The following is a 24336-nucleotide window of genomic DNA, read 5'->3' on the forward strand; positions in this document are numbered from 1 at the left end:
CATGAGTGATAAAAATCAAGAAAACCAAATTAATCAACCAGTAAGCGAAGACCGGGATTCTCGTGAAAAGCCAGATGTGAACGAAAGAAACCTAACCGCGAATCCAGGAGATAGAATTTCTGATAAGCCTCAATCAATTGAAGAGAAGGCTAAACAGGCAGCGGTTGATGATGTACCAGACATTACAGGCGATAGAATCACAGTACCGACTTACTTTGTTGTGGATGAACCCAACGGCGAAAAGAAGGCACTCCATCACGTTAAAGATGCTGAAGAAATCTCTGACGTAATTCGGCAGGCACGACTTGATGAAAATGGAAATCGAATTTGGTAGTAGTAGTTTATGGAAGACGCAGGGATACAGAGAAGTTATCAAATACTCTCTGCTTCTTTGCGTCTCGCGCTGACAGCAGATTGAAGATATTTTCTTCTGACAGTAGAGTAACAGTAATTCTTTATTGACTGCAACTGCGGCCCGTAACTGAGCGCTAGAAATTCGTGTTTTGATTTTGAGTTCAGTTAAAAATCTNTCATAACTAACGATCGCAGATGCACTCTTTTGTGAAGTTTCGGATTTATCGTCTCTAGGCATAAAAAAGAATTAGTGCTACTTCTATTCTGCCAGGATTACACCAAATTTTGGTATCAGATACAGATACAGCAGACTTCAGAAGTAAAACATTCTGTCTGGATAATAGACTTAGCTTGTGTACCTCACCAACTTGAAAACTGCTATATATAAATATCCAGCAATATATCAGTATTTTTGCTGGATCTGCGAAAGAAGGCTGTGAGTGAAGTTTGTCAGTATTTACACAAAAGCGAGTGCCAAAACTTCAAGATATTTTCACGTAAAACATTTTTTTACGCCCAGAGATTAAAAGTTCTAAGAAGTCATCACTTATAGCTTTGACATCAGAGTGTATAGCCTGAATAATGTTCTTACGTAAAAATCCATACTTATATAAGACTCATATTTGATTTTTGCTAAACAGAGTGAGAGCAAAACCCAATCGGGCTTGCTCTTAGTTAGCTTGGCTTTTAGAAATCAAATTTGATTGTTATATAAACTGGTATTAATAGGGTTGCATTATGCATTTCTCGAATTCAAGAACCAGCTTAAAAACTCGTCAAAAAAACAAGAAAATAGGTACATTTATTTTGACTCATAGCAACATTATACTGCTCACTGGATATTTAATCACTCTACCAATTTGTACATTAATAATTTTATCCTTATTATTACCCTTATTCAGTGCTAGCTTATTTGCTGCCATTGGAAACTCGTACCACTCTACATCGATTCCTTGGATAGATAATGCATCTGAATGCGAAGATACTGGCAGAAATTGGAGCGATCGCAAGTGTTGGGATAATGAACACAATCCCATGTTTTAAATGGAGATTGCACTCAGAAGCTATACATACAAACAATTAGAACAATTGCTTAATTTGACAAAACAGACTAGCAGCCTAAACCTTTTTTTGATCGAGTGAAGAGAAAAAAGCTTAGGCGTAGCTCGTCGTAGACATCGCTCTCATCTATGAAACTGAGTAAATTCCTATCTAAACTAGCCGATTGCAAAATAATCATCATTAATATGCATTTATTGCATTAATACGGGTTTACTATCGCTTCACAGATGCCATTCTAGATGAGGGAATAAAGATGGATAACCCCTGGTCAACGCCAGGGGCTTTTTATTTGGCCATCTACGCCTTAAACGTCAACACTGGACTCAATCGCGCTACAACGTCTACCATTTCTGCCTCAACCTGCACATCAATCACAGACTGAATCGGTTTGTAGGCAGCAGGTGCTTCCTCAATTCGGCGTTCTTCACGCAGGGTAATGCAGTCTACTCCAGTTAATCCCAGTTCTGTCTCACTTTGAGATGCACCTCTGCGACTGAGGTCGAACCGAGAACGAATTCTTCCCGCCCCATGTGACGCCGAGTTACAAAATGCTGGATTTCCTTTACCCACCATCAGATAAGAATAAGCACCCATTGAACCTGGGATAATCACTGCTTGTCCTGTATGGGCAGGACAAGCGCCCTTGCGTGTTACCCATCCCTGACCTTCTGGTAAGGTGATGTTATGGGGCAAGTCATAAACTAAAGGTGCTTCGACATCTTTGTATACTTCCCGCAAACGCAGACGTAGCAGTTCTGCTAACAACAGGCGATTGACAAAGGCATAGTTAGCAGCAGTGGCTTCAGCTTGCAGGTAACTGGCGACTAGTTCGGGGTGAGAAGAAGTAGAGAGAGGAAAAATCTGAGAATCGGGATATTTCAGACCTTTTTGCCAAGTCGCCTTAGCTTTATCTCGCCAAATTCCCCCAATATATTTACCCACGTTTCGAGAACCAGAGTGAATCATAAAAGCTAGCTGTCCCTCGCGCACTCCCCAGGCGTGGGCAAGTGTGCGATTTTTGACTTTATCAACCCGTTGCACTTCGACAAAATGATTACCGCCGCCAATGGTTGCCAGTCCGCCATCGCGCACTAGTCCAGCATCGGGAACTAATTCTTCAGGCGCTAGTTTCCAGTCACCATCCATTGAACCATCTAAGAAAATGCGATAGCTCTCTTGGGCAAGTTGTTGCAAATCGGACTTGACTATACTCCCTGTAGGCTTATTTAGCATGGCATCCAGCCAACCGGGAACTCCGTACTGAAACAAAGCTTGCATTGTACGAGCAGTCATAGTTACATCACGCGTACCGAAGAAGTAATCCCCCTTCATCCGTTCTACGAACTGGTCGCGCTTTGCCAGAAATTCCTCGATTGTCAAATCAACAATATGCAGGCGCATCCCACAATTGATGTCAGAACCGACAGCGCCAGGGATAACTTGACCTACTGTTTCTACGATTGAACCAATGGCAACACCCGCATCACCTGGGTGAAAGTCAGGCGTAGCACAGGCACGACAAACGCATCCACCTGACGGGTGACAGACGCTTGCTAAATTTGCTAACTGCTTCAATGCCTTAGCTTCTACGGGGAAGTCTTCTGGCAGCAACACTTCTGCTACAGGGGCATCAGGAGAATTAACTAAACGAACTGAATAAGTGCGATTGTTATAAGTTACATCTAAACCTTGGCGCTCTAAAGCACGCAGGAGACGTTTGAGATTTTTTGGCTGCATGAAAACTCCAAATAAGGTCTTAAAGAAGACCCTTTGTTGTGAAGAGAGGAGGAGACTTGGTTCAGCAGCCGCGTCTCAATTAGTGCAGAAGGTCATTTTTCCAGAACTGTGGGGAAAACAACAGGTTAATTCTGACTAATGTGGTTATATAGCCTTAATAACACACAGTTTCATCAAATGACAAGTGTTTTGTAGTACGTTGTATTTTTGATAGGCAATGGTTACTCGATAGAACCAAAGTTGTAAAGAAATTTAAAGTTTAGCGAAAAACTTTTAAAAATCTCTAGACTCTCCAGCCTAGCTAGAGAGTCTAGGATGAATTTAAGACGACTCTCTTTCCAGTTATTTCTGATGTGTGAGGGATACGTCTCAGTCATCCAGCTCGATCTGGCTAAGTTGTTCATTTTATCCCGTAAATCTATGACTCTCCAACTCACAGTTCCCAACATGGCTTGTTCGGTTTGTGCAAACACCATCACCAAAGCCCTTCAAGCAGTCGATGCCAATGCTAGCGTTCAGGCCGATCCAACAACCAAGCTTGTCAGTGTAGAAACTCAAGCATCAGAAACAGCAATTAAGGAAGCGTTGGCTGCTGCTGGCTATCCAGTTGCTTAATCTTTAAGATCCTCCCACATCAATGACAGGGGTTCATCTAGTTATGGATACTCTCACGCTCAAACTTCGAGGCATGAGTTGCGCCGCTTGCGCCAGCAACATCGAAAAGGCAATTCGCTCTGTTCCTGGGGTAATTGACTGTAACGTTAACTTTGGAGCAGAACAAGCTACCATCAAGTACGATCGCTCTCTAGCAAGTTTAGAGAAAATCCAAAGTGCGATCGCAGCTGCGGGATACTCTTCTGACTCACTCCAAGAAGAATTGCTCACCGAAGAAGATGATGCAGAGATTGCGAGTAGGCAAGCATTACAACGCCAACTCTCCCTCAAGGTAGCGGTGGGAGGTGTAATCAGCATTTTCCTATTTTTGGGGTCGTTGCCCATGATGACTGGGCTAAATTTACCCTTGATTCCCAACTTCCTGCAAAATCCTTGGGTGCAGTTAGTGCTGACAACACCTGTCGTGTTCTGGTGTGGAGGATCTTTTTACCGGAATGGCTGGAAATCGCTCAAACGCCATACGGCGACGATGGACACGCTGATTGCTTTGGGTACAAGTGCAGCATATCTATATTCTTTGTTTGTCACTGTTTTCCCAAAATTTTTTATTGCTCAAGGCTTGATACCTCATATTTATTATGAAGTTGCCGCCATTGTGATTACCTTAATTTTACTGGGGCGGTTGTTAGAAAATCGCGCTAGGGGACAAACTTCTGAAGCTATCCGCAAACTCATCGGACTGCAAGCCAAAGATGCCAGAGTTATCCGTGATGGTGTGGAAATTGATGTTCCCATCGCTGAAGTCAAAATCAACGACGTGATTTTGGTGCGTCCCGGTGAAAAGATTCCCCTAGATGGCGAAGTGATTGCAGGTGCTTCGACAGTAGATGAAGCGATGGTGACTGGTGAAAGTTTGCCAGTTAAAAAGCAGCCAGGTGATGAGGTAATTGGGGCGACGATTAACGGTGCGGGTGCATTTCAGTTTCGGGTGACACGAATCGGAAATGATACATTTTTGGCTCAAATTGTCAAATTAGTGCAACAAGCGCAAGGTTCTAAAGCACCCATTCAGCGCTTGGCAGATCAAGTGACAGGATGGTTTGTACCAGCTGTGATTGCTGTTGCGATCGCCACTTTCGTCATTTGGTTTAATTTCACGGGCAACCTCACCCTAGCAACAATGACAACGGTGGGTGTACTGATTATCGCTTGTCCTTGTGCTTTGGGTTTAGCTACTCCCACTTCTGTAATGGTGGGGACGGGCAAAGGTGCGGAAAATGGCATCTTGATTAAGGGTGCAGACAGTTTAGAACTAGCACACAAAATTCAAACTATCGTTCTAGATAAAACTGGCACTTTGACTCAGGGTAAACCTACGGTTACAGATTTTGTAACTGTTAACGGCACAGCTAATGGTAATGAAATCCAGCTTTTACAGTTAGCAGCAACGGTAGAACGCAATTCTGAGCATCCTTTAGCTGAAGCTGTGGTGAAATATGCACAGTCCCAAGAAGTGAGTTTAATAGATGCAAAGGATTTCGTAGCTAATGCAGGTAGTGGCGTGCAAGCAGTTGTTGCAAATCAGCTTGTGCAAATTGGTACACAACGCTGGTTAACAGAACTTGGAATTAACACCATCACTCTCCAGCAGTATAAAGATGCCTGGGAAGCGGCTGGTAAAACGGTTATTTTGATTGCTGTAGATGGCGAACTACAAGGAATAATGGGTATTGCTGATGCCCTAAAACCTTCGTCAGCAGCAGTGGTGAAAGCCTTACAGAAGTTAGGTTTAGAAGTAGTAATGCTCACTGGAGATAATCGTAAAACTGCTGATGCAATCGCTCTGCAAGTTGGCATTGAGCGAATCTTTGCCGAAGTGCGTCCAGATCAGAAGGCGGCGATTATCCAATCATTGCAAGGGGAGCAGAGGAGCAGAGGAGCAGAGGAGCAGAGGAGCAGAGGAGTAAGGGGAGAGAATTCTTATAAATTCTCACTCAAAACTCAGCACTCAATTGTCGCAATGGTTGGTGATGGGATAAATGATGCGCCAGCGCTAGCACAGGCTGATGTGGGAATTGCTATTGGTACGGGAACAGATGTAGCGATCGCAGCTAGCGATATCACCCTAATTTCTGGAGATTTGCAAGGAATTGTCACAGCAATTCAACTTAGTCGCGCCACCATCAACAATATCAAGCAAAATCTCTTCTTTGCCTTTATTTATAACGTTATTGGTATTCCCATTGCGGCAGGAATTTTGTTCCCCATCTTTGGTTGGTTACTCAATCCAATTATCGCTGGGGCGGCGATGGCTCTTTCTTCGCTGTCTGTTGTTAGCAATGCCCTCAGATTGCGTAACTTTCAACCAAAAATTAGCTCATAATTGCAGGGTAATTTAGGAAATGTTCAGTCAAAAAACGCTTTGGGGAAGCCTGATAGCTTTAGTGCTGCTCACTGGAACATCAGGTGTAACATTCGCAGAAATGCCAGCCCATTCATCAGAGCAAACCAGTCAATTTCAACGCATTGAGCAACCTTTAGGCTTGAAAGTTGGTGTTGCGATCGCAGGTTTAGCTTTAATTGGACTAGAGTTGTGGTGGTTTCTTCTCTATAAAAGTCCTGATTCCTGATTAGTGTCAGTCCTGAGAGGTGTTTTGAATAATCGGACAAATTGTCTCCTCATGATGAGCGCTGATATTCTTCCAGCCTGAAAGTAATCCCTTGATTTCAGAGCGCAAAGTTAACAGCTGATCGATTTGGCGATCAATCTGCAAGACTTTATCTTCAAGTTTTTCTTTGATTTCACCACAAGGAGTTTGCCCTTGGTCATAAACTTGAAGAATATTTCCAATCTCTTCTAGGCTAAGACCAAGATTTTGTGCCCTTTTAATGAATGCTAGACGAGTCAGCACATCCAATGAAAACTGGCGAAAGCCTCCCTCTGTTCGTTTTAATGAATTGATTAAACCTAAACTCTCGTAATAACGAATTGTCCTGATGGGTATTCCAGTTAAATCTGTTACCTGACCAATTAAAAGCAGTTTTTTATCTTGAGTTAACATGGTAGATTTTCCCAACTCTTGTAATTATTATTACATATTTTGCTAAATTCAAGCGGTTGGAGAGTTTAGGCAAATATTATCATCAGTATTGGAACTTTTTATCTAATTAGAGATTTTACTAAGTTATAATTTTTCAATTATCTATTATAAATGGATATTTGTGATTTAGCTGATATTAAATCGGCCTAGTTTTGACATTTTTAATAATATTTGTTCAAGATTCTACTGATGATTTTTATTCATTTATGGGGTAGCTGTTTCTCATGGTACTGAAAGTAACTGTTTTTTTGAAGTTCCCATGTTACTTCTAGATCAACTGCTTCACTTCAAGTGAAACCATAAAATGAATCTCAACTCGCAGACTTCTAGCTCAATCCGTAAACCTAAAATTTTCAATAATCCAGAGCGTTTTATTGAGGGATGGTATTGGGTAATACCTTCTCAAAATCTGCGGGTGGGTGAAGTAAAACCTGTCACGATTTTGGGTAGAGAATTAGTAATTTACCGTGGTAAAGACAAAAGAGTAGTTACTTTAGATGCCTACTGTCCACACATGGGCGCTCACCTTGCTGAAGGGAAAGTTGAGGGTAATGCACTACGTTGTTTTTTCCACCACTGGAAGTTTGATGCAGAGGGGATGTGTATTGATATCCCATGTTTAGATATACCACCTTCCCTAAAATTACAAACTTGGCCTACTGCTGAAAAATATGGGATGATTTGGGTTTGGACTGGAGAAATACCACAACAACCTCTACCTTTTGTTCCAGAGTTGGAACAAAAAGAGTGTGATGTCGCTATCCATTCTCACTTCTTGCTGAACTGTCACCCCAATGTGGTGATGATTAATGCAATTGATGCTCAACACCTCAATACAGTTCACAAATTGCCACTAGAAATTATTTTTGAAAGAGACGAACTGAACGAAAATGCGATTATCTTCAGTAATACTACACCCATCAAAGACAATTTCTTCTTGATTAAGCTCATCCGTCTTTTCTACAAAAATGTCATAACTTACAGTATTTGCTATTGGTATGGTAGCATTGGCATTGTGACAATTGGCCCTGATTTCTTTCATATCCACATGATGGTTGCAGTTCGCCTCCATGAAGGGGGAAAAACTGAAGGCCAAGTTCTGTTGATGACTAAAAAACGTAAAGGAATTGTTGGTTGGCTATGTAATCGAGTTGTGCTATGGCTGACTAAGATTACAGCTAAGTACTTTCTCATGGGTGACATCAAGATTCTTCAAACAATTCAGTTTGATTTGAAAACTCCCATTAAAGCAGATCACTCAATTATGCAGTTTATTAACCATGTTGAAAAACAGCAATCCCTAATTTGGGGGACTTGGAAAGAAATGCGATCGCGCGATGTAGAGAACAAGCCCAGGCGTGAGAGATGGCAAGATACAATGAGTAACGACTAACATCATGTCTATATGACCAAAATTCTCTCAGACTGCTTGGCCAATTAAACTCACGCGATATCATAACTATTGTCAACAATCATTGTAACAAATGAATCGTTTGTAGAGGTGTATAAATGTACGCCTCTACCAATGTATGACTAGCAGATATTTGGCGAAATGGTATAACAATTAATAAAGGTTAAAAGTTCAACAAAGTTACTTTTAACTTTTAATCGATTTTTTACTGGACTAATAGATAAATAAAAAGAAGTGGCAAAGCCACTTCCTAATTCCCAGGTAGAACCTAAGTTATGAGTATAACGATTACAAAAAAATGAAATAGTATAAACAAACACCAATTAACTGAATATCTCTATTTTCCTTGTTTCTAGGTGAGTAAACCCTGATTTATATGCACTAAATAACTGTATATTTACATAAGTCTCATGATTGTAATGCAGACTCAAGTTTCTCTAGTTCCTCGTTAAGATGTGCCAGTTTTGTCTCTTCATCAAGAAGCTGCTGTTCTAATTGAAACTTGACTGCCGTACCAGCCTCAATAGCTACAGCTTTCTTCATTTGCTTTAACTTTTCACTGCGGATATCAAATTCTGCCTGAAGTGCGTCTAGTTTTTGTTGCGATCGCCGTCGTTGTCCAGAAGTTAAGCTAGTAGAAACTGGACTAGTTTCAATAGTTGCTGCTTCACCAGATAACAATTTACTTCCACCTGCGTAATAACAAAGGGGAAAATTATCGCCCAAATCCAGCACTTTATTTACAAACGGGTGCTGCGGCTCTGATGCTCTTTTAGGTACTTGGTCAAACAAGTAAACTAAAATATCAAGAATACGTGCATAGCCGTCCTTATTCACTGCTGCTTTACCTTGCAAGGCTTCTAACAAGCAATCTGTGAAAGCACTGTAGGGTTGACCAGTGTAGGAATATTCGTCTTCTCGCGAAGAAGCAACCACAACTCGACCGCTTCCTGTTCCTAGCACATTTAACAGTTCCGGCGGTAAGGGCGATTTTACAAAGGCTTCCCCTGGTTCTTTCAAAGCTGGAACACCACCAGCATGACAACAATCTAATAAAACTACGAGTTTCCGCGCTGTAATTGCTTCAATTTTTTGGGTAAATTCTACACCTGAGATTGCTGTGTCTGTGCGTTGACTGGGGTTATAACCGAATGGTACAAGGAAGTATTCATTGGTACGCTGGATGCGTCCACCGTGACCGGAGTAGTAAATGATTACAGTTGCATCAGAATTTTGATTTACCTGAGCGATGATTTGGTCAAAAGCTGCGAGGATATTTTGCCGAGTTGCAGAGGTTTCGGTTAGTAGTGTGACTTGTTCTGATGGATAGGCGGCGCGACTTTGGTCAATCAGTATATCTCGTATAGCTGTTGCATCTTTGACTGTGACTGGTAAATCAGCACCTACGCCAATGAGTAATGCATAACCGTTGGTAAAAGTTTGGTTTGTCATAGGGTGGGTGATAAATGCGTAGCTCCTAGCTTGTCGTTAGACATCGCCTTTTATACTCTATAACTTGTGGAGAAGTGCAATGTCTAGACACGCTGTTTGGTGACACACTTTAGCTCACTGATATGCTAGTTTCAATAATTAGGCGATCGCTTTTCACTGCTTCACAATCTAATGGGGTACAAGAGGGCTATTCGATGAATTCAAACTCGAAGGAATTGGTAATTACCAAACTTGAGCAAGGATTACCCGCTATCACCCCAGCATTTGGTGCAGCATTAGCAGAAGCTTGTGCTGTCTGCTTAACCGACCAAGATTATATTCAGGGTGTAGAACTCAAAGTCAAAGGAGACTTTACGGCTGTTTTTCAACTATATTGGCAATTAGCATTCATCGTGAAAAAATGAGTCAAATTCAAGAGTTACATCAACAGGCAATGGATTTGGCAGAGATGGCACAGGTTGCTAAACCTAGAGGTGACTTGATTTCAGCTTCGCAATTATCCAGGCAAGCATTTGAAAAAGAACGATTAGCGGCAGAATTAATCGCAGGTAATCTCGAAGCAGAACCAACCCGTTCAGTGTTACATCGTAGTGCGGCAACTCTCGGAGTTGAATGTGGTGAAATTCACACAGCAGAGCGTTTAATTGCGATCGCTTTATCAGGAAATCCGCCGACTGAGATTGCCGAAGAACTCAAAGATTTATTTGTGCAAATCAATATTGATAAATATTTTGCGCGTCGGGGTATTGCATTTGATGAAGCTAAACTTTAAAGCTTCATGGGGTGATTTATATTTGGCGGATGGTGAGGCAGGGCGAATCGCTATCTAATCAGTATATCTCGTATAGCTGTTGCATCTTTGACTGTGACTGGTAAATCAGCACCTACGCCAATGAGTAATGCATAACCGTTGGTAAAAGTTTGTTTGTCATGCGGTGGGTGATAAATGCGTAGCTCCTAACTTGTCGTTAGACATCGCCTTTTATACTCTATAACTTGTGGAGAAGTGCGATCGCTTTCAGTAGATATTTCACTATCGCTGCCATCCTTATTCCTTATTTTATTCACCGCTGCTTTCCCTGGTAAGGCTTTCAACAAGCAATCTGTGAAAGCATTATATCGTTTGCGTTGTGCTTAAGGTTGAATCGGCACAAACTCATAGTTGTCAGTGCCAGGTATTTGTTGAACTTTGACTAAGAAGATGGAATTATTTATGCGATCGCCTGATTGTGAAAACTGAATCTTTCCCGTTGCACCATCGACTGAAAAACCTGGACTGTGCAGCGTCTTTTGCAGTTCCTCGCGGGTATTACTCTGCTGCAAACCTGCAATGATTGCCTTGGTTGCATCGTAAGTTGTCGCTGTTCGCCAATTTACAGGGCCACCCCAAAGTTTCTGAGCAAGATGGGGAAAGCTATTACCAGGAATTGCTTGAGGATGCCAAGGTATAGCCAGTACCATTCCATTAACATCGGCTTTTCTACCTGCTAAGGTTTGTTGTGTGTACATTGTAGGACTGCTAAATAGCGATAACCGCCCTTGATTAGCTTTTACTACTTCTAAAGCTTTATCAATTCTCTGCACATCAGGAGCCAAGAACAAACTGTCTGCTCCACTCGTTATAGCTTGAGAAATCATTCTATTGGGGTCAAAATTAGAGTCAGAAAGGTTGCAAGAAGTAAGATTAATCTTCGTGGTTTTACTCTCTTCTATCGCTTTGGTAAACTCATTTCTGAACGAGTTACTATCGAGAGAATTAGCATCAAAACAAATGACAATATTAGTTTTGGCAGTAGTATTGTTTATGTAATTGGAGAGAAATTTTGCTAAATCATTAGTACTAATTGTACGGAATATATAGTTACTAAGATTAGACAAGCGTTGGTCAAAACTGGTAGGAGATATCATTACTAATTTATCTCTATACTCGTATGCTGCTGGGACGGCAGCATCACTTGCGTTATGTCCTACTACAGCTAAAATGCTTTTATCTTGGAGGAGTTGTTTAGCAATATATTGGGCTTGGGTTGAGTTATTATCATCATTAGCGATCACTACCTCCAAAGCTTTGCCATTGATACCGCCACTGCTATTCACCTCATCTTGAGCTTGAGCGACACCACGTAGCATCTCTTTTGCTACATTTTGATTTGTCCCAATAGGTACACTCACAGCAATTTTGAGCCGATCTCCTTTCTGACGAGCCTTAGCATTATTCAAGTAAATCAATGCTTCTGGGTCTGTGCTGTTAGCTTTGCGATATAAACTTAACTTATCAATAGCAAGCTGACAGTTACTCTCTAAAAATGCTTGAACTCCAGCTTCTTTATCTGAGTTTGTATCTTGTTTTAATAAAATTTCTTCACCCAAGCTAATTCTGTCATTCAAACTATACGTATCTTTAGGACATAATGAGTTTTGTGGAAGTTGAGATGTATGAAATCGAAAAATGTATATTCCTGTGCCTCCAATCAGCATTCCTAGAGCTAATATAGATAAAAAGAATAGTGATGAAAATNNNCTTCTTTTTAGCNGCGTTTTTATGGTTAGTGAGTTGCTCGAATAGCTCTGGAAGATTTGCTTTTATCTTTTCGGGAATAGGTAAATCAACTCCGGCAACCCGTATTTTATTTTCTCCTTCTAAGATTTTGCTAATTTGATCTGTTGCAGCTTCCAAATTGCCACGGGCTAACTTTCCCATTCCGCGTGCATAACTGAGTAAAGGATCGAATTCAGCTAATGGTTGTGCAAATGTTTCTGTTAATGAGACGATTCTTATCAGTTCTGCTTCATTATTAAAATCCAATTTATCGAATTCCAATGCCAATTCATGAGCTACCTTATTAGGCTGCGTGTATGCTAAAGCTGTCCACTGCTGGGTTAGAGCAAAATCTTGAATATCTGGATCTTTACTCTCAAGTTTTGGCCTTACATAGTCGAGTAAAAAGTTTGATAGTTCATTAATCCGCTGTTGACCAAATTTTTTATCTTCCTGCAAACGACTCAACAACAGATTTCGTACTGTTAAATCCATCTCGTATAGTTCATATCCGACTTCATTACACAAGCTTGAAACCAGCAAATCTGCTACTGCTACCCAAGGGATACCTAACACTTGGTCATCAATATCCCGTTGGAACTGAACCCATAGACGATACAACAAATCTGGTGTGAGTGCTAAGGGAAAAGCAGCATGATATGCTAAATACAGATGAGCTTTGCCGAGTTTTGCAAAAGACTCAATGCGTTGCTTCGCAATTTCTTCAAGTCTAATCTTACTCATATTATTTGCCTCTCAAAGTTAGCAAAGCGTCCACGCAGCACAGCAATAGCATCCTGTAAACCTTGGTGGCTAAATTCAAACATGGGGACAAGATGGGCAATTTCTGCGGCTGTTGTACCAACCCAACGCTTTCTCGGCATAGGATTAAGCCAAGCAACATAACGCACCCGTTGTTTCATTTGGGCAATAAATTGTTGAGTTAATTCGTAGCGTTCGTCGCTATATCTGCCACGAACAGCACCAGCATCACTAAAAATCAATACAGCAGTTCTATTTGAGCAAATATTGGTAACAATATTAGTGATTAATTCTGCTTGCTGATGATGAGGGTCGTGATAAAGATATTCAATAGGGCAATTATGAAAGTAGTAAATTCCAGATTTGCCCAAACGTCCCCCACGCAAGGCAGTTTCAGCCAACCGCCGTGATAGTGAGTGAAAAGGCACCATTGAACCATCTTGGTCAATTAGTAAGAGTAATTCTGATTTATTCACTCGACGCGGTATGAATACAGGTTCAAGCAATAAACCTTGGCATCCAATCTGGTGAATAGTTGCTGCCATATCTAACTCTATTTTTGGCCCTTCACGTACTGGGTGGCGCAAGTAACGCCAAATTTGTTTCATTTGTCGCTCGGTTACAGGCAAATACTCGCTAGTCAAAATGAGGCGGCTGGAAACAATTTCTTCATTTCTGTTGGTAGCTTCCAGAACTGCTTTGACTGCTTGTACCTCATCTTCTATGGTCTGGGTCAATTTTGCAGCCAGAGATGAATTAGTTGTAATGGGGGTTACTTGTGGAGAGGTACTTTCAGCAATGCGCTGTTGATTATTTCGCCTAACTAACCACCTAAAAATCATGGCTGTAACTAATAAAAAACTCCAAAAAAGCCAATCTGAATGGTTTGGGTTTGAGTTCGGCTTTCGTGTTGTAGTTGGCTGGGCTGTCGGGTTTGTAGTTGGTTTTGTGGTTGGCAATAGTATTGGATCTTGAATTGGTGTTTGAATTGGTATTAGTGTTTGAATTAGTTTTGATGTTTGACTTGGTATTAGTGTTTGAATTAGTTCTGATGTTTGACTTGGTATTAGTTTTTCAATTGGCTTTTGTGAAAAGAATCCAGCACCCAAGCCAATAGTAACTCCTACAATTCCTAAAATCAGGTAGCGGATAATTGGGGAAATTTTATGTTGTTCGGATTGTGTATGCAATATTTCCGCAGTTGGCAATGCAGGGTCATTAGCTATTACCAGTTCAAAATAATCTTCAAATAGCTTCTTTTCTTGTGATGATTTAACCCACAAAGTCTCACACAGACGTTTCAAAGCAGCTTGGTCATTAATTCCAAAGCCTGCTTGCATCGCTTGTAGAACTAACTGATACTCCTCTATGCCAAGTGGTAAGCCAGCATCGCACAGTTTGGTAAACAGTTCCAGCAGAGGCAAATCATTCACGTCCACGGCTTTGTCTCAAATAACGTAAATGGTCATCCCACCTTTTCAGCAACACGCCAGCATAAGGTATCTTGCCATCCAGTTTTGCTAGAGCTTCATCTTCAGGATAACGGCGCAGAACGCGAAACCAATCAATTAATTCGCTAGTGCTGACCTTTTTGCCAGCCTCCCCCTTGTCTTCTTGCATTTTCTCCCGCAGACGCCAGAAGCTATCTATGGCTTGCTTCACCAAAGCTTCGGGTGAAGTAGGAAACAGAGCATTAACAATTTCTATTAATCGCTCACGACTTGGAAATTCCACATAGTGAAACAAACATCGACGCAAGAAGGCATCCGGTAAATCCTTCTCATCATTACTGGTGATTAAAACAATTGGTGCTGCTTTGGCCTCAATTTTTTGTCCTGTTTCTTCGACAAAGAATCGTTTTTGGTCTAATTCCAATAGCAAATCATTAGGAAAATCAATATCAGCTTTATCAATTTCATCAATTAACACTACCCTGCGCTGCTGTTGCTGAAATGCTCGTCCTAATGGCTCCCAGCGTACATAGCTAGTCGGGTCATCAATTCGCAGAATTTGTTCTGGTGTTAGGCGACTGGAGGTTGCAAGTTGGGCATCACGCAACCGTCCCACGGCATCGTAAATATACAAACCATCCCGCGCTCGACTGGTGGATTTAACATACCAAGCTTCTAATTTCAAATCTAGCTCGTAGGCAACTGCACTTGCCAGTAAAGTCTTCCCACATCCTGGTTCTCCCTTCAGTAGTAAGGGGCGTTCTAAGTAAATCGCCAAATTCACCGCTTCTACCAGTTCGGGATTAGGAAAATAGGGATATAAAAGCTGTCCGTTCGCGCCTCTTTCTCCCAACTGTGGCTGAACTTTACCTGTATATTCCAAGAGTTTTCCACCTACGGCTTGAACCATATTTGCTCCCATTCACAATTAGACAAGCGACAAATTTCTTGTAAGGCGGGTTCTGGAATACCATTCCACTTTTTTGGAGTATGTCACGTACTGCTTCATCTACCTCTACCTCTGTTGCCAAGTCGATTAACAGTTCCTCGGCTTCATACTTTATCCAAGTAACTAGCTCATTTTCGGAAAATTCGGTAATCATAGGTAGCTTAATAGGGGTATCCGGTTCCCAATCTGGGTTGAGTTGCTCTGCAAAAGAAATATTCCAACTGCCCACACAGCCCTCATTGTCAACCAAAAACATGAATAGCTGGAATTGATTGGTTTGTCTAGTAGTCTCCCTAGCTTTAGTCACCAATGGAAACCAGAACTTAAGGATCATTTCTTGTAAAAAAGCTTCAGACAGGTGATTCACATTGTCAAAAATCAGCAAGATGGTTTGAGTTCGCGACCATTTATACACTCTTTCTATAATGTCTGAGTTTGAGCTTCCCCAGCCAAGACCGACCCCATAGCTAAGTTCACGCCATAGTGCAGCAACATCACTTCTACGGGCAATGCGGGTAAGGTTAATCACCACTCTCTTAGCGTTAACGTTATTGCTAACATACTTTGACACCAACCGATTCAATAACCAGCCTTGTCCATACCACAGTGAGCCATGAATCAGGAAAGCTGCTACAGAATGAGCTTTAATAAATTGTCGGAATGCTCCCGTCTGAGTTTGATATCCCAATTTCAATAAAGCACGATACACCCTTCCACTAGATAAAGCTTGTTCTAGTGCATCAAGCTGTTGAGTGAGTTCGTTGAGTTGTGTTTCTGTTTGTTCAATTTCCTTTTCGAGCTGGAAGCGAGTGGCAGTGCTTGCCTCGATTGCACAAGCACACCGTAGTTTTTTTTCCTTCTCTATCAGTAAGTTACGCTGCTGTTCTAATGCTTGGCGTCTACGCTCTAAGTACTGTTCATCGGACATTCAATTACTTTTTTAGTGAATAATCTTTACTCAAAAGGAGTAGCCAGAATGTTGATGCAGCAATCTGAGCGATCGCCTTTTGTTTCAATAGCTGAAACATCATGCTGACAATAGATATAACTTATGTAGTTTCTTATAAAAGTAATTTACCACTTCCAGACCTAGTATAAAAATCTGGTTTAGATAGTCCGCTTTTACCTAAGCCAGCAAATTAGATGTTAGCCGATCATTGCTCACTAGGATTTAATACAACGATAATTTCTGCTAGCCTGACTCCCAAACGTTTCCAGTGGGGATTGCTAGAGGAAAAAGTACTATCCCCTAACACTGCTTGGTAGTCATTGGGAAACTTTTCATAAGCATTGGGAGCAGCGTTTACTCGTAAAATGAGTTTGCCTTGATAACGGGATAATTTACTACTATCCAACAAGATAGTACCGCCGTAATCCCACTCCAATCCATAGAGTTTAAAGTTACCTAACTTCTTACGTAACTCGCTCAATGGTGTTCCAATACCGATACCTTCGGGGGTTTTCCAAGCTGAACCCAAGTTACGCACATCTAGAGGTTTGGTACGAGTATTATCACTCCAAACTACTAGCAGAGAGCGTCCCTGATTTAGATTTACCTGAGTAGCTGCAAAACTACCTATTCCTTCAGCACCAGAGATAGTTTTATCAACGAGATGGGATACACCAAACAGTCTGACTAAATCCTGCTTGGTGGTTTTGCGTGTTATCAGGCTAACTCTTTCCCCAGGAACAATTAAGGTATCTTTTAAGGGTTGCGATTTAGCAACAGTAATTGGGTGATTGATTTTCTGGGGTAGTGCAAAGGCTTGGTTTGCTGAATAGTTTAGCAGTAAAGCTAAAGTAGCTGTAGCAATCCCTTTGAGCGATGAATTCATAGGTTTTACTATTGGTTAGTAGAATATGAGTGAGGAGTACTCATAATTTAACTACTACAAATTACCAATTAAAGATTCCCGATTTTATAATAACTTTATTTCATCGCTCTAGTTGCGTTTAAAATTGCCAGCATTGCTACTCCAACATCAGCAAATACAGCTTCCCACATTGTCGCTATCCCTAAAATACCCAATCCAATAAATACACCTTTAATTGCTAACGCAAACCCAATATTTTGCCAAACAATTTGCCTTGTTTTTCTGGCGATTTGGATTGCTTCTGCAACTTTGGATGGTGCATCTGTCACGATTACAATATCAGCAGTTTCGATCGCTGCATCTGAGCCTAATCCACCCATTGCCATACCAACATCTGCTCTAGCAATCACTGGTGCATCATTAATTCCATCCCCAACAAAGGCAACTTTACCATGCTTGTCAGGCGGTGCTGAGTAACTTCTCAATGGCATTAACTTTTTCTTCAGGTAATAACTCTGCTTCGTAGGTATCTATGCCAAGCTGTTGAGCAATGCGGGAAGCGATCGCTTGATTATCTCCTGTCAACATTACTGTTCTCTCTACGCCCATGCGCTTGAGTGCTTGAATAGCAAGTCTTGCATCTTCTTTGAGTTCATCAGCAATCACAATATATCCAGCGTAAATATTATCTACTGCTAGGTGAATAACTGTTCCTTCTAACTGGCAATTATCGTGAGAAATCTTCTCTCTATGCAATAGGCGATCGCTTCCCGCTATTACTACCTTATTTTCAATCTTGGCTCGAATTCCATAGCCTGCTATTTCTTCATAATCTCCAATCTCAAATTCATCAATTTTTCCACCATAAGCCTTGCAGATAGATTGTGCGATGGGATGATTTGAGTGCGATTCTACTTTGGCAGCTAATTGCAACAGTTCTTGTTTATTCCAGCCATTTAATGGGACTATTTCTACTACTTTGAATACCCCTTTTGTTAAGGTTCCAGTTTTATCAAAAACCACTGTATTAACTGCATTTAAAGTATCTAAAAAAGTAGAGCCTTTAACCAAAATACCACGTTTAGCTGCACCTCCTACACCTCCAAAGTAACCTAATGGAATACTGATAACGAGTCCACACGGACAGGAGATAACTAGTAAAATTAGGGCACGATAAACCCATTCGGAAGAAGTTGCACCCGAAATGAATAAAGGAGGTAATATTGCAACTGCTAAAGATGTAAAAACTACGATTGGGGTGTAATATCGGGCAAATTTAGTAATAAACTTTTCTGTAGCTGCTTTTTTGCTTTTGGCATTTTGCACCAAGTCTAAAATCTTAGCAATGGAAGATTCATCAAATAGTTTTGTGACTCTAATGACGAGCGCACCTATTTTATTAATCGTCCCAGCAAAAACTGTTTCTCCAATTATTACCGTTCGTGGTACAGATTCTCCAGTTAATGCAGATGTATCAATTTGCGAATTCCCATCTATAATTTCGCCATCTAAGGGAATCTTTTCTCCAGGCTTGACAATAATAATATCGCCAATATTTACTGTTTCTGGCGATACTTTCTTCAGTTTTCCTTCTACTTGAATATTTGCATAGTCTGGGCGGATTTCCAATAATGATTTGATCGAATTACGAGAACGACTGACGGCAACATCTTGAAACAATTCTCCAATTTTATAAAATAACATGACTCCGACAGCTTCGGGTAATTTATGAATTGCGATCGCCCCTAATGTTGCTACTGTCATTAAAAACGTTTCATCAAATATTCTACCTCTGACTATATTGCGCCCAGCAGTTTTTAAAACACTCCATCCACTTAATAAATAAGCAGGAATGAAAAGCAGATATTCACCTATTGAGTAGAATGTATTGTGTAATTGATTTTCAAAAATTACACCAGGTGCATATAAACTTAAAATTGCTACCAAAAGCAATATCTCATTTTTCAGATTGAATTCTCCACCGTGTTCGTGATTGTGGTCATGGTTATGATTCTCATCATGATTGTGATTATGAACATGGTTATGATTCTCGTGATGGTCATGTTCACAGCTACAACAATCTGAAGATTCCGAATGTACTTTCTGCTTCATTTTTTCTATGTAGGCTAGTAAATTAATTGAGATATGAGCCTTTTTTTAAATGTAATGAAAAAAAGAAGTTTTTACAAGTTGAGATTTTAAGAACGAGAATCTATCTCAAATATATTGCTAAATATATACGCTATTTTTTGGTTAAAATGAAGATTTGTAATCTGGTAAAATTAGCGGTAACAGTTCTCAATTGGATAGAAAAATCTAAGATATAACTTTTGTTCGTAGTGAGCGATTTATCGCTCTGTATAAGAATTTAAAGGGTTAGATCTGCTAATTACGAGGTTTAATCTAAATTAAGCTCTTATACTTACATCAAGCAAATCACAACCGTCTTGGGAATATACAGCAGATTGAAATTTGCTGAATTACATAACGTTCCATCTAAAAGCTAGATATCAAGCCTATTTAATTGTTGAATTATGATGTAGTAAATAATTTCCGATCCAACTGGTGAAGAGATGGAACTTTCTTGGGTAACAAGTGTCTATCTAGCTATTCTCAGGGAAAATTTACTTGAAGTTTGAAAGTTAATCGAATACCCTAATCTAGTAGACAATTTTCTCAAGGAAATCTATGAACAAAAAAATTCTTCTGAATTTGCTTTCCACTTCCTCAATTTTTGTGTCGATGATGTCTACGCTGGTGGCATTTAACCCTGCCCATGCTAGTATGACTCAGCGATTAATGCACACACAAGATGGTCGTACCTGTATCACGAACCCACATGGTGGAAAAGATTTTGTGTGCATTCGAGATTCAGAGAGAAAGCAACCTTATACCTCTACACGTTCCTCAACTATTGCCACATCAGTATCAGATCAGAATGTTGCCATGTTGAACTTTACTGAAGAGGAAAGCGATGCTGCAATTAAGGTCTTTGGTTGCGACTGTCCATTGTGTGTAAATTCTTTGCGTCAGTTGCGCGGTACTGGAAACTTGGTGTACTAAGGTTGAATAGCGCTGATAGCGACTATAACTTTTGTTAGATACACGTGATTAATCACCTATAAAAGATATACGAAACCAAAAAAGCATTTTTAACTACCTACCACTACTATTATTTGGCCAAATGTAAATTGATTATTGCGGCGATTTGTAGGGGCAACCCATGAACATAGGTGTCAAAGTTTTGCCCTCACCCCCAGCCCCTCTCCCATCCGCGAGAGGGGAGGTAGACATTCAATTCCCCTTCTCCCTTGGGAGAAGGGGTTAGGGGATGAGGGCGTAAGGGATTTGCAAAACGCCTGTCCGATATAGTTTTCGGCTTAAGTTGACACCAACGATCTATTAGTTGCCCCTACAGCGTCTTTTGTGTAAGTGCTGAGAGAAAAAGACTATTCAACCACCTCATTTACAGGGAATCTATCAATCAACTGCATCGCCCGATAGGCATTGCGCAAGAAAGAGTCTGGCAAATGGGGAATGTGGGGTATCTGCGACAATAAATCCAGAGTTCTGCGTAAAATTCTCACTACATCGCCTTCATCCAAGGTAGTGTTCTCGCAGAGTTCAGTCCACTCCATTCCCAGTGCCCATTGTTCGACTATGGCAATTAACTCAAATTCCAACCATATCGGCAGGGCTACGTTATACCGCCGTTGTCGTTGGAACATTTGGTGGCGAATTCCCCGCAATTTTTTCAAGGCTTCTGCCACTTCATTACTAAGGTCAAAATTAACTTTGCTATCTGGACGGGGCGTTTCCATCACCAAAGCCGCTGCTGCTGCTGCTAAATGATGCGGATCTAAATTGTCTAATTCACCACTAGCGAATACTAAACCCAGCCACAATTCATTTTCCCCTCGAATGGCGGCAGCGATTCGCCCTAATACTGTGGGGACTAAGTTATCCAAAGCGTCAAAATGTTGCAGAATGGCGATTAAATTGAGAAATTCTTCCCAATGACGTTGTGACTGTTGCTCTACTTGCCCTTGCAACTGTTCGAGTTCGGCTTCTAGTTCTACATAGCGGGCTCGACGCTTGAAAAGCGTTGCGGCATTGCCTGATTGATGTAGGGGATGAGCTTCTAATTGCTCTTGAATAGCGGTAACGTGACTGAGTTGTTCCGCTACTTCTGGTGCTAGATGCAAAGATTCTATCGGATTGGGAATACGCACAGCGATCGCAAAGCTTTCTTCGTTACCACGGCGTGACTGTCCTGGCTTCAAAGGCATCTCTGGCGGTGGCAGTACATTAGGTGGCACCTCAATTCGCGGCAGTTCGGCATACAAATCGACTACATCCCCTGTAGTTGCTACATACCAGCGGTTATCGTGCCCCAAGCATACCAAGTAAGGAGCTTGACCAGAACCCGGCGATTTTCCCACTAAAACTGCGGTTACGGGTGAAGACACTGTGATATTTTTGCCCTTGAGACTCAATAGAGTTCCTGACACTGCAAAGCCCAACATCATCCCCAATTCTTCTTGTCTGTCGTCCTGTGCTTGCTCTTGCAAGGTTTTCAATATCTGGCGTTCCACCTTCAGGCGTTGCCGCAATTTCTCATAAACAGCCAGTTCATTTTCATTAACTGCGGCGATTTGCTCATGAAGTTGAGCTAATTGGGTTTGCAATTCGGCAATCTCATCGTATTCTGGCCGTAAATGCAAGGTCGCCATATACTGCCCAAAACTGCGCTCTATCAGTTCCCTGGTTTGCTCTAGGGTATGGGTTTGCAACAAGTTGAGTACCATGCCGTAACTGGGCGTAAACTGACTTACTAGAGGGTCTGGCTTGGATGTTCCCAAATACGCCGCTTCTTTGGCTCCTTCAAAGGGAGTTTGGACTGTCACCACATGACCTTGTTTATCCATCCCCCGCCGGCCTGCTCGTCCCGCCATTTGCAAGAATTCGGAAGCGTTCAACAGGCGGTGTCCGGTGTCGGTACGCTTGGAAAGGGTAGAAATTACCGTTGTTCGAGCGGGCATATTAATTCCCGCTGCTAGTGTCTCAGTGGCGAATACTACTTTAATCAGCCCTTGCTGAAATAGTTCTTCTACCAGTGCTTTCCAAGCAGGTAAAATCCCCGCGTGGTGAGCAGCAATTCCTCGATACAGGGGTGCAATTTGTCCAGAACGCCCTGCTTCAGGATTGCGGGCTAAAAAGTCATCAATCTGTTGCCGCAAAATCTGAGACTCTTCATTATTTACCAGCCATAAGTCACCCACTTCTGCCACCGCTTTATCACATCCCCGGCGGCTGAAAATAAAGTAAATTGCTGGTAGCATATCCCGTTGTTCTAACTGGCTCAAGGTATAAATTATACCGGGAGCTTCCGGTCTGCCATTTCTCCCCCTATCCCTTTCTCCCCCCTTCCCCTTTTTTTTCTGAAGCCGGGGGTTAATTTTGGTTTTGCTATCATTCAGCAGGGGGAATAAACCTTTAGGATTGCAAAAGTGAAATTCTAAGGGGACTGGGCGAAAATCGGAGTAAATCAGGTCTGTTGGGCCGTGAACGCGATTTAGCCAATCGGTGAGTTGATCGCTGTTGGCAACCGTTGCTGAGAGGGCTGCCAGTTGGACTTCACGGGGACAATAGATGATTGATTCTTCCCAAACTGTACCGCGCTGGCGATCGTTCATGTAGTGGCACTCATCAAGTATCACTGCTTCAACGTCTACCAATGAGATGCCGATTTGCCCGATGGGTGTACCATAGAGCATATTTCGGAAAATTTCTGTGGTCATCACCAAAATCGGTGCATCCCTGTGAATGGAAGCATCTCCAGTTAATAGCCCGACTTGATCAAACCCGAATTTTTCTCGAAAGTCACGTAATTTTTGATTAGACAGCGCCTTCAGGGGAGTAGTATAAAATACACGCTTCCCTCGTGATAGGGCACGATAAATGGCGTATTCCCCGACTAATGTTTTGCCCGAACCTGTGGGGGCACATACGACTACGGAGCGTCCAGCGTTTAGGGACGCGATCGCTTCTTTTTGAAACTGATCCAGATCAAAGGGAAATATAGTCCCTAAGTCAAGTTCTGGAGACGGTGCAGGATAATTCACTCAATCACATTTGCAACCAGATTGTTTACTATACTAACGAGTCTTTTGTCAACTTCGTTAGGTTAAGAGTTAGGAGTGAGGAGTTAAAACTCATAACTCATAACTCATAACTTTATTTTCCCAGTTCTTGCGATCGCTCTGTGGCAGCTTTGACTGCTTCAATTAAAGCGGAACGAAATCCTGCCTGTTCTAGCTTGGCAATCCCGGCAATGGTTGTACCTCCGGGGCTGGTAACACGATCTTTGAGTTCTGCTGGGTGCATTTTGGTTTCCTGCAACAGTTTTGCTGTTCCCAGTACGGTTTGCAAGGCTAGTTGATTGGCAATTACTCTAGGTAAACCTGCGGCTACTCCGCCATCTGCAAGTGCTTCTATTAACAACGCCACGTAAGCGGGGCCGCTACCAGATAGCCCTGTAACTGCATCCATCAGCCCTTCTGAAACTTCTACGACTTCACCCACAGCAGAAAAAACTTGCTGTGCTATTTGGTGATGCAAGGCATTGGTATATGCACCGAAACAAATCGCAGTAACTCCTGCTCCTACTGTTGCCGGGGTGTTGGGCATTGCTCTAATCACTGGCAATTGCACAAACGCTGCTTCTAGCTGACTTAAGAGCACACCCGCCAAAATAGAAATGATGAGAGGTGAATGTTCTCTATTAAGAATATCAATATCTGCTAATTCTTGAGCGATCGCGCTAAATACCTGGGGTTTCACTGCCAAAAATAGAACTTCTTTTGCTTCAGTGAAAACCTGGCTATTATCTGTCGTCACAGTAACACCGTATTGCTGCTTTAAAAAATCTAGGCGTGAAGATAGCGGTTCGCTAACTATGACTTCTGATGATTGATAAATTCCACGCGTGATAAGGCGGGATAAGAGCGCTTCTCCCATTACCCCACCACCAATTAAGCCAAATTTTATAGTCATTAGTCATTAGTCATTAGTCATTGGTCATTAGTC

21 protein-coding genes are annotated in these 24336 nt (G+C 41.6%); 8 read left to right on the forward strand and 13 right to left on the reverse strand.

Going from position 1 to position 24336, the window contains the following annotated elements; translation table 11 throughout:
• Position 1 precedes the first annotated feature (1 nt).
• A complete protein-coding gene (locus QUD05_RS04795; RefSeq protein ID WP_289795088.1) occupies positions 2 to 334 on the forward strand; it encodes a hypothetical protein in 333 nt (110 codons plus the stop codon).
• Positions 335 to 1166: 832 nt separating this feature from the next.
• On the opposite strand, the gene QUD05_RS04800 is transcribed toward QUD05_RS04795, so the two are convergent.
• Together QUD05_RS04800 and QUD05_RS04805 are read right to left on the reverse strand one after the other, a co-directional pair.
• A complete protein-coding gene (locus QUD05_RS04800) occupies positions 1167 to 1391 on the reverse strand; it encodes a hypothetical protein (protein WP_289795089.1) in 225 nt (74 codons plus the stop codon).
• 322 nt (positions 1392 to 1713) lie between these two features.
• On the reverse strand, positions 1714 to 3153 hold the full coding sequence (locus QUD05_RS04805) for an RtcB family protein (protein ID WP_289795090.1): 1440 nt from the start codon (positions 3151 to 3153) through the stop codon (positions 1714 to 1716).
• A gap of 420 nt (positions 3154 to 3573) precedes the next feature.
• Between QUD05_RS04805 and QUD05_RS04810 the strand changes: the two genes are divergently transcribed.
• Genes QUD05_RS04810 through QUD05_RS04820 form a run of 3 tightly spaced genes read left to right on the forward strand, consistent with a single transcriptional unit; the run spans position 3574 to position 6398 of the window.
• On the forward strand, positions 3574 to 3768 hold the full coding sequence (locus QUD05_RS04810) for a heavy-metal-associated domain-containing protein (RefSeq protein WP_190912624.1): 195 nt from the start codon (positions 3574 to 3576) through the stop codon (positions 3766 to 3768).
• A gap of 43 nt (positions 3769 to 3811) precedes the next feature.
• Positions 3812 to 6151: a heavy metal translocating P-type ATPase gene (locus QUD05_RS04815; protein WP_289795091.1), complete on the forward strand. Its 2340-nt coding sequence runs from the start codon at positions 3812 to 3814 to the stop codon at positions 6149 to 6151.
• Positions 6152 to 6170: 19 nt separating this feature from the next.
• Positions 6171 to 6398, forward strand: coding sequence for a hypothetical protein (locus QUD05_RS04820; protein ID WP_289795092.1), 228 nt, complete (start codon positions 6171 to 6173; stop codon positions 6396 to 6398).
• A 6-nt stretch (positions 6399 to 6404) separates the two neighbouring features.
• On the opposite strand, the gene QUD05_RS04825 is transcribed toward QUD05_RS04820, so the two are convergent.
• The gene (locus QUD05_RS04825) at positions 6405 to 6830 is read right to left on the reverse strand and encodes a heavy metal-responsive transcriptional regulator (RefSeq protein WP_289795093.1); all 426 of its coding nucleotides are present in this window, start codon (positions 6828 to 6830) and stop codon (positions 6405 to 6407) included.
• Positions 6831 to 7173: 343 nt separating this feature from the next.
• On the opposite strand from QUD05_RS04825, the gene QUD05_RS04830 reads away from it, so the two are divergent.
• Positions 7174 to 8262, forward strand: coding sequence for an aromatic ring-hydroxylating dioxygenase subunit alpha (locus tag QUD05_RS04830; RefSeq protein WP_289795094.1), 1089 nt, complete (start codon positions 7174 to 7176; stop codon positions 8260 to 8262).
• Between the two features lie 426 nt (positions 8263 to 8688).
• On the opposite strand, the gene QUD05_RS04835 is transcribed toward QUD05_RS04830, so the two are convergent.
• Positions 8689 to 9732: a caspase family protein gene (locus QUD05_RS04835; protein ID WP_289795095.1), complete on the reverse strand. Its 1044-nt coding sequence runs from the start codon at positions 9730 to 9732 to the stop codon at positions 8689 to 8691.
• Between the two features lie 122 nt (positions 9733 to 9854).
• On the opposite strand from QUD05_RS04835, the gene QUD05_RS04840 reads away from it, so the two are divergent.
• Both QUD05_RS04840 and QUD05_RS04845 read left to right on the forward strand, forming a co-directional pair.
• Entirely contained in the window at positions 9855 to 10136 is a 282-nt protein-coding gene (locus QUD05_RS04840; RefSeq protein ID WP_289795096.1) for a hypothetical protein, read from the forward strand.
• Positions 10133 to 10504 carry a hypothetical protein gene (locus QUD05_RS04845; protein WP_289795097.1) on the forward strand — a complete coding sequence of 124 codons (372 nt, stop codon included), beginning with the start codon at positions 10133 to 10135 and terminating at the stop codon, positions 10502 to 10504. The genes QUD05_RS04840 and QUD05_RS04845 overlap by 4 nt, the downstream gene beginning before the upstream one ends.
• Before the next feature lie 362 nt (positions 10505 to 10866).
• On the opposite strand, the gene QUD05_RS04850 is transcribed toward QUD05_RS04845, so the two are convergent.
• The 7 genes from QUD05_RS04850 to QUD05_RS04875 form a co-directional block, all read right to left on the reverse strand.
• Positions 10867 to 12120, reverse strand: a complete 1254-nt coding sequence (locus QUD05_RS04850) for an ABC transporter substrate-binding protein (protein WP_289795098.1) — start codon at positions 12118 to 12120, stop codon at positions 10867 to 10869.
• A gap of 891 nt (positions 12121 to 13011) precedes the next feature.
• Entirely contained in the window at positions 13012 to 14472 is a 1461-nt protein-coding gene (locus QUD05_RS04855) for a hypothetical protein (RefSeq protein ID WP_289795099.1), read from the reverse strand.
• A complete protein-coding gene (locus QUD05_RS04860; RefSeq protein ID WP_289795100.1) occupies positions 14459 to 15394 on the reverse strand; it encodes an AAA family ATPase in 936 nt (311 codons plus the stop codon). Before QUD05_RS04860 ends, QUD05_RS04855 begins: the two co-directional genes overlap by 14 nt.
• On the reverse strand, positions 15351 to 16361 hold the full coding sequence (locus QUD05_RS04865) for a hypothetical protein (protein ID WP_289795101.1): 1011 nt from the start codon (positions 16359 to 16361) through the stop codon (positions 15351 to 15353). The genes QUD05_RS04860 and QUD05_RS04865 overlap by 44 nt, the downstream gene beginning before the upstream one ends.
• A gap of 226 nt (positions 16362 to 16587) precedes the next feature.
• Complete coding sequence (locus QUD05_RS04870) at positions 16588 to 17268, reverse strand: hypothetical protein (protein ID WP_289795102.1); 681 nt, start codon at positions 17266 to 17268, stop codon at positions 16588 to 16590.
• A gap of 95 nt (positions 17269 to 17363) precedes the next feature.
• A complete protein-coding gene (locus QUD05_RS34295; protein ID WP_502911378.1) occupies positions 17364 to 17738 on the reverse strand; it encodes a hypothetical protein in 375 nt (124 codons plus the stop codon).
• Positions 17707 to 19359, reverse strand: coding sequence for a heavy metal translocating P-type ATPase (locus QUD05_RS04875; RefSeq protein ID WP_502911379.1), 1653 nt, complete (start codon positions 19357 to 19359; stop codon positions 17707 to 17709). The genes QUD05_RS34295 and QUD05_RS04875 overlap by 32 nt, the downstream gene beginning before the upstream one ends.
• A gap of 576 nt (positions 19360 to 19935) precedes the next feature.
• Between QUD05_RS04875 and QUD05_RS04880 the strand changes: the two genes are divergently transcribed.
• Positions 19936 to 20310, forward strand: a complete 375-nt coding sequence (locus QUD05_RS04880; RefSeq protein ID WP_289795103.1) for a hypothetical protein — start codon at positions 19936 to 19938, stop codon at positions 20308 to 20310.
• A 386-nt stretch (positions 20311 to 20696) separates the two neighbouring features.
• On the opposite strand, the gene QUD05_RS04885 is transcribed toward QUD05_RS04880, so the two are convergent.
• Entirely contained in the window at positions 20697 to 23372 is a 2676-nt protein-coding gene (locus tag QUD05_RS04885) for a DEAD/DEAH box helicase (protein WP_289795104.1), read from the reverse strand.
• A gap of 112 nt (positions 23373 to 23484) precedes the next feature.
• The gene (proC, locus tag QUD05_RS04890) at positions 23485 to 24303 is read right to left on the reverse strand and encodes a pyrroline-5-carboxylate reductase (protein WP_289795105.1); all 819 of its coding nucleotides are present in this window, start codon (positions 24301 to 24303) and stop codon (positions 23485 to 23487) included.
• Positions 24304 to 24336: the final 33 nt, after the last annotated feature.

Source organism: Nostoc sp. GT001, from assembly GCF_030382115.1.
Classification (GTDB): Bacteria; Cyanobacteriota; Cyanobacteriia; order Cyanobacteriales; family Nostocaceae; genus Nostoc.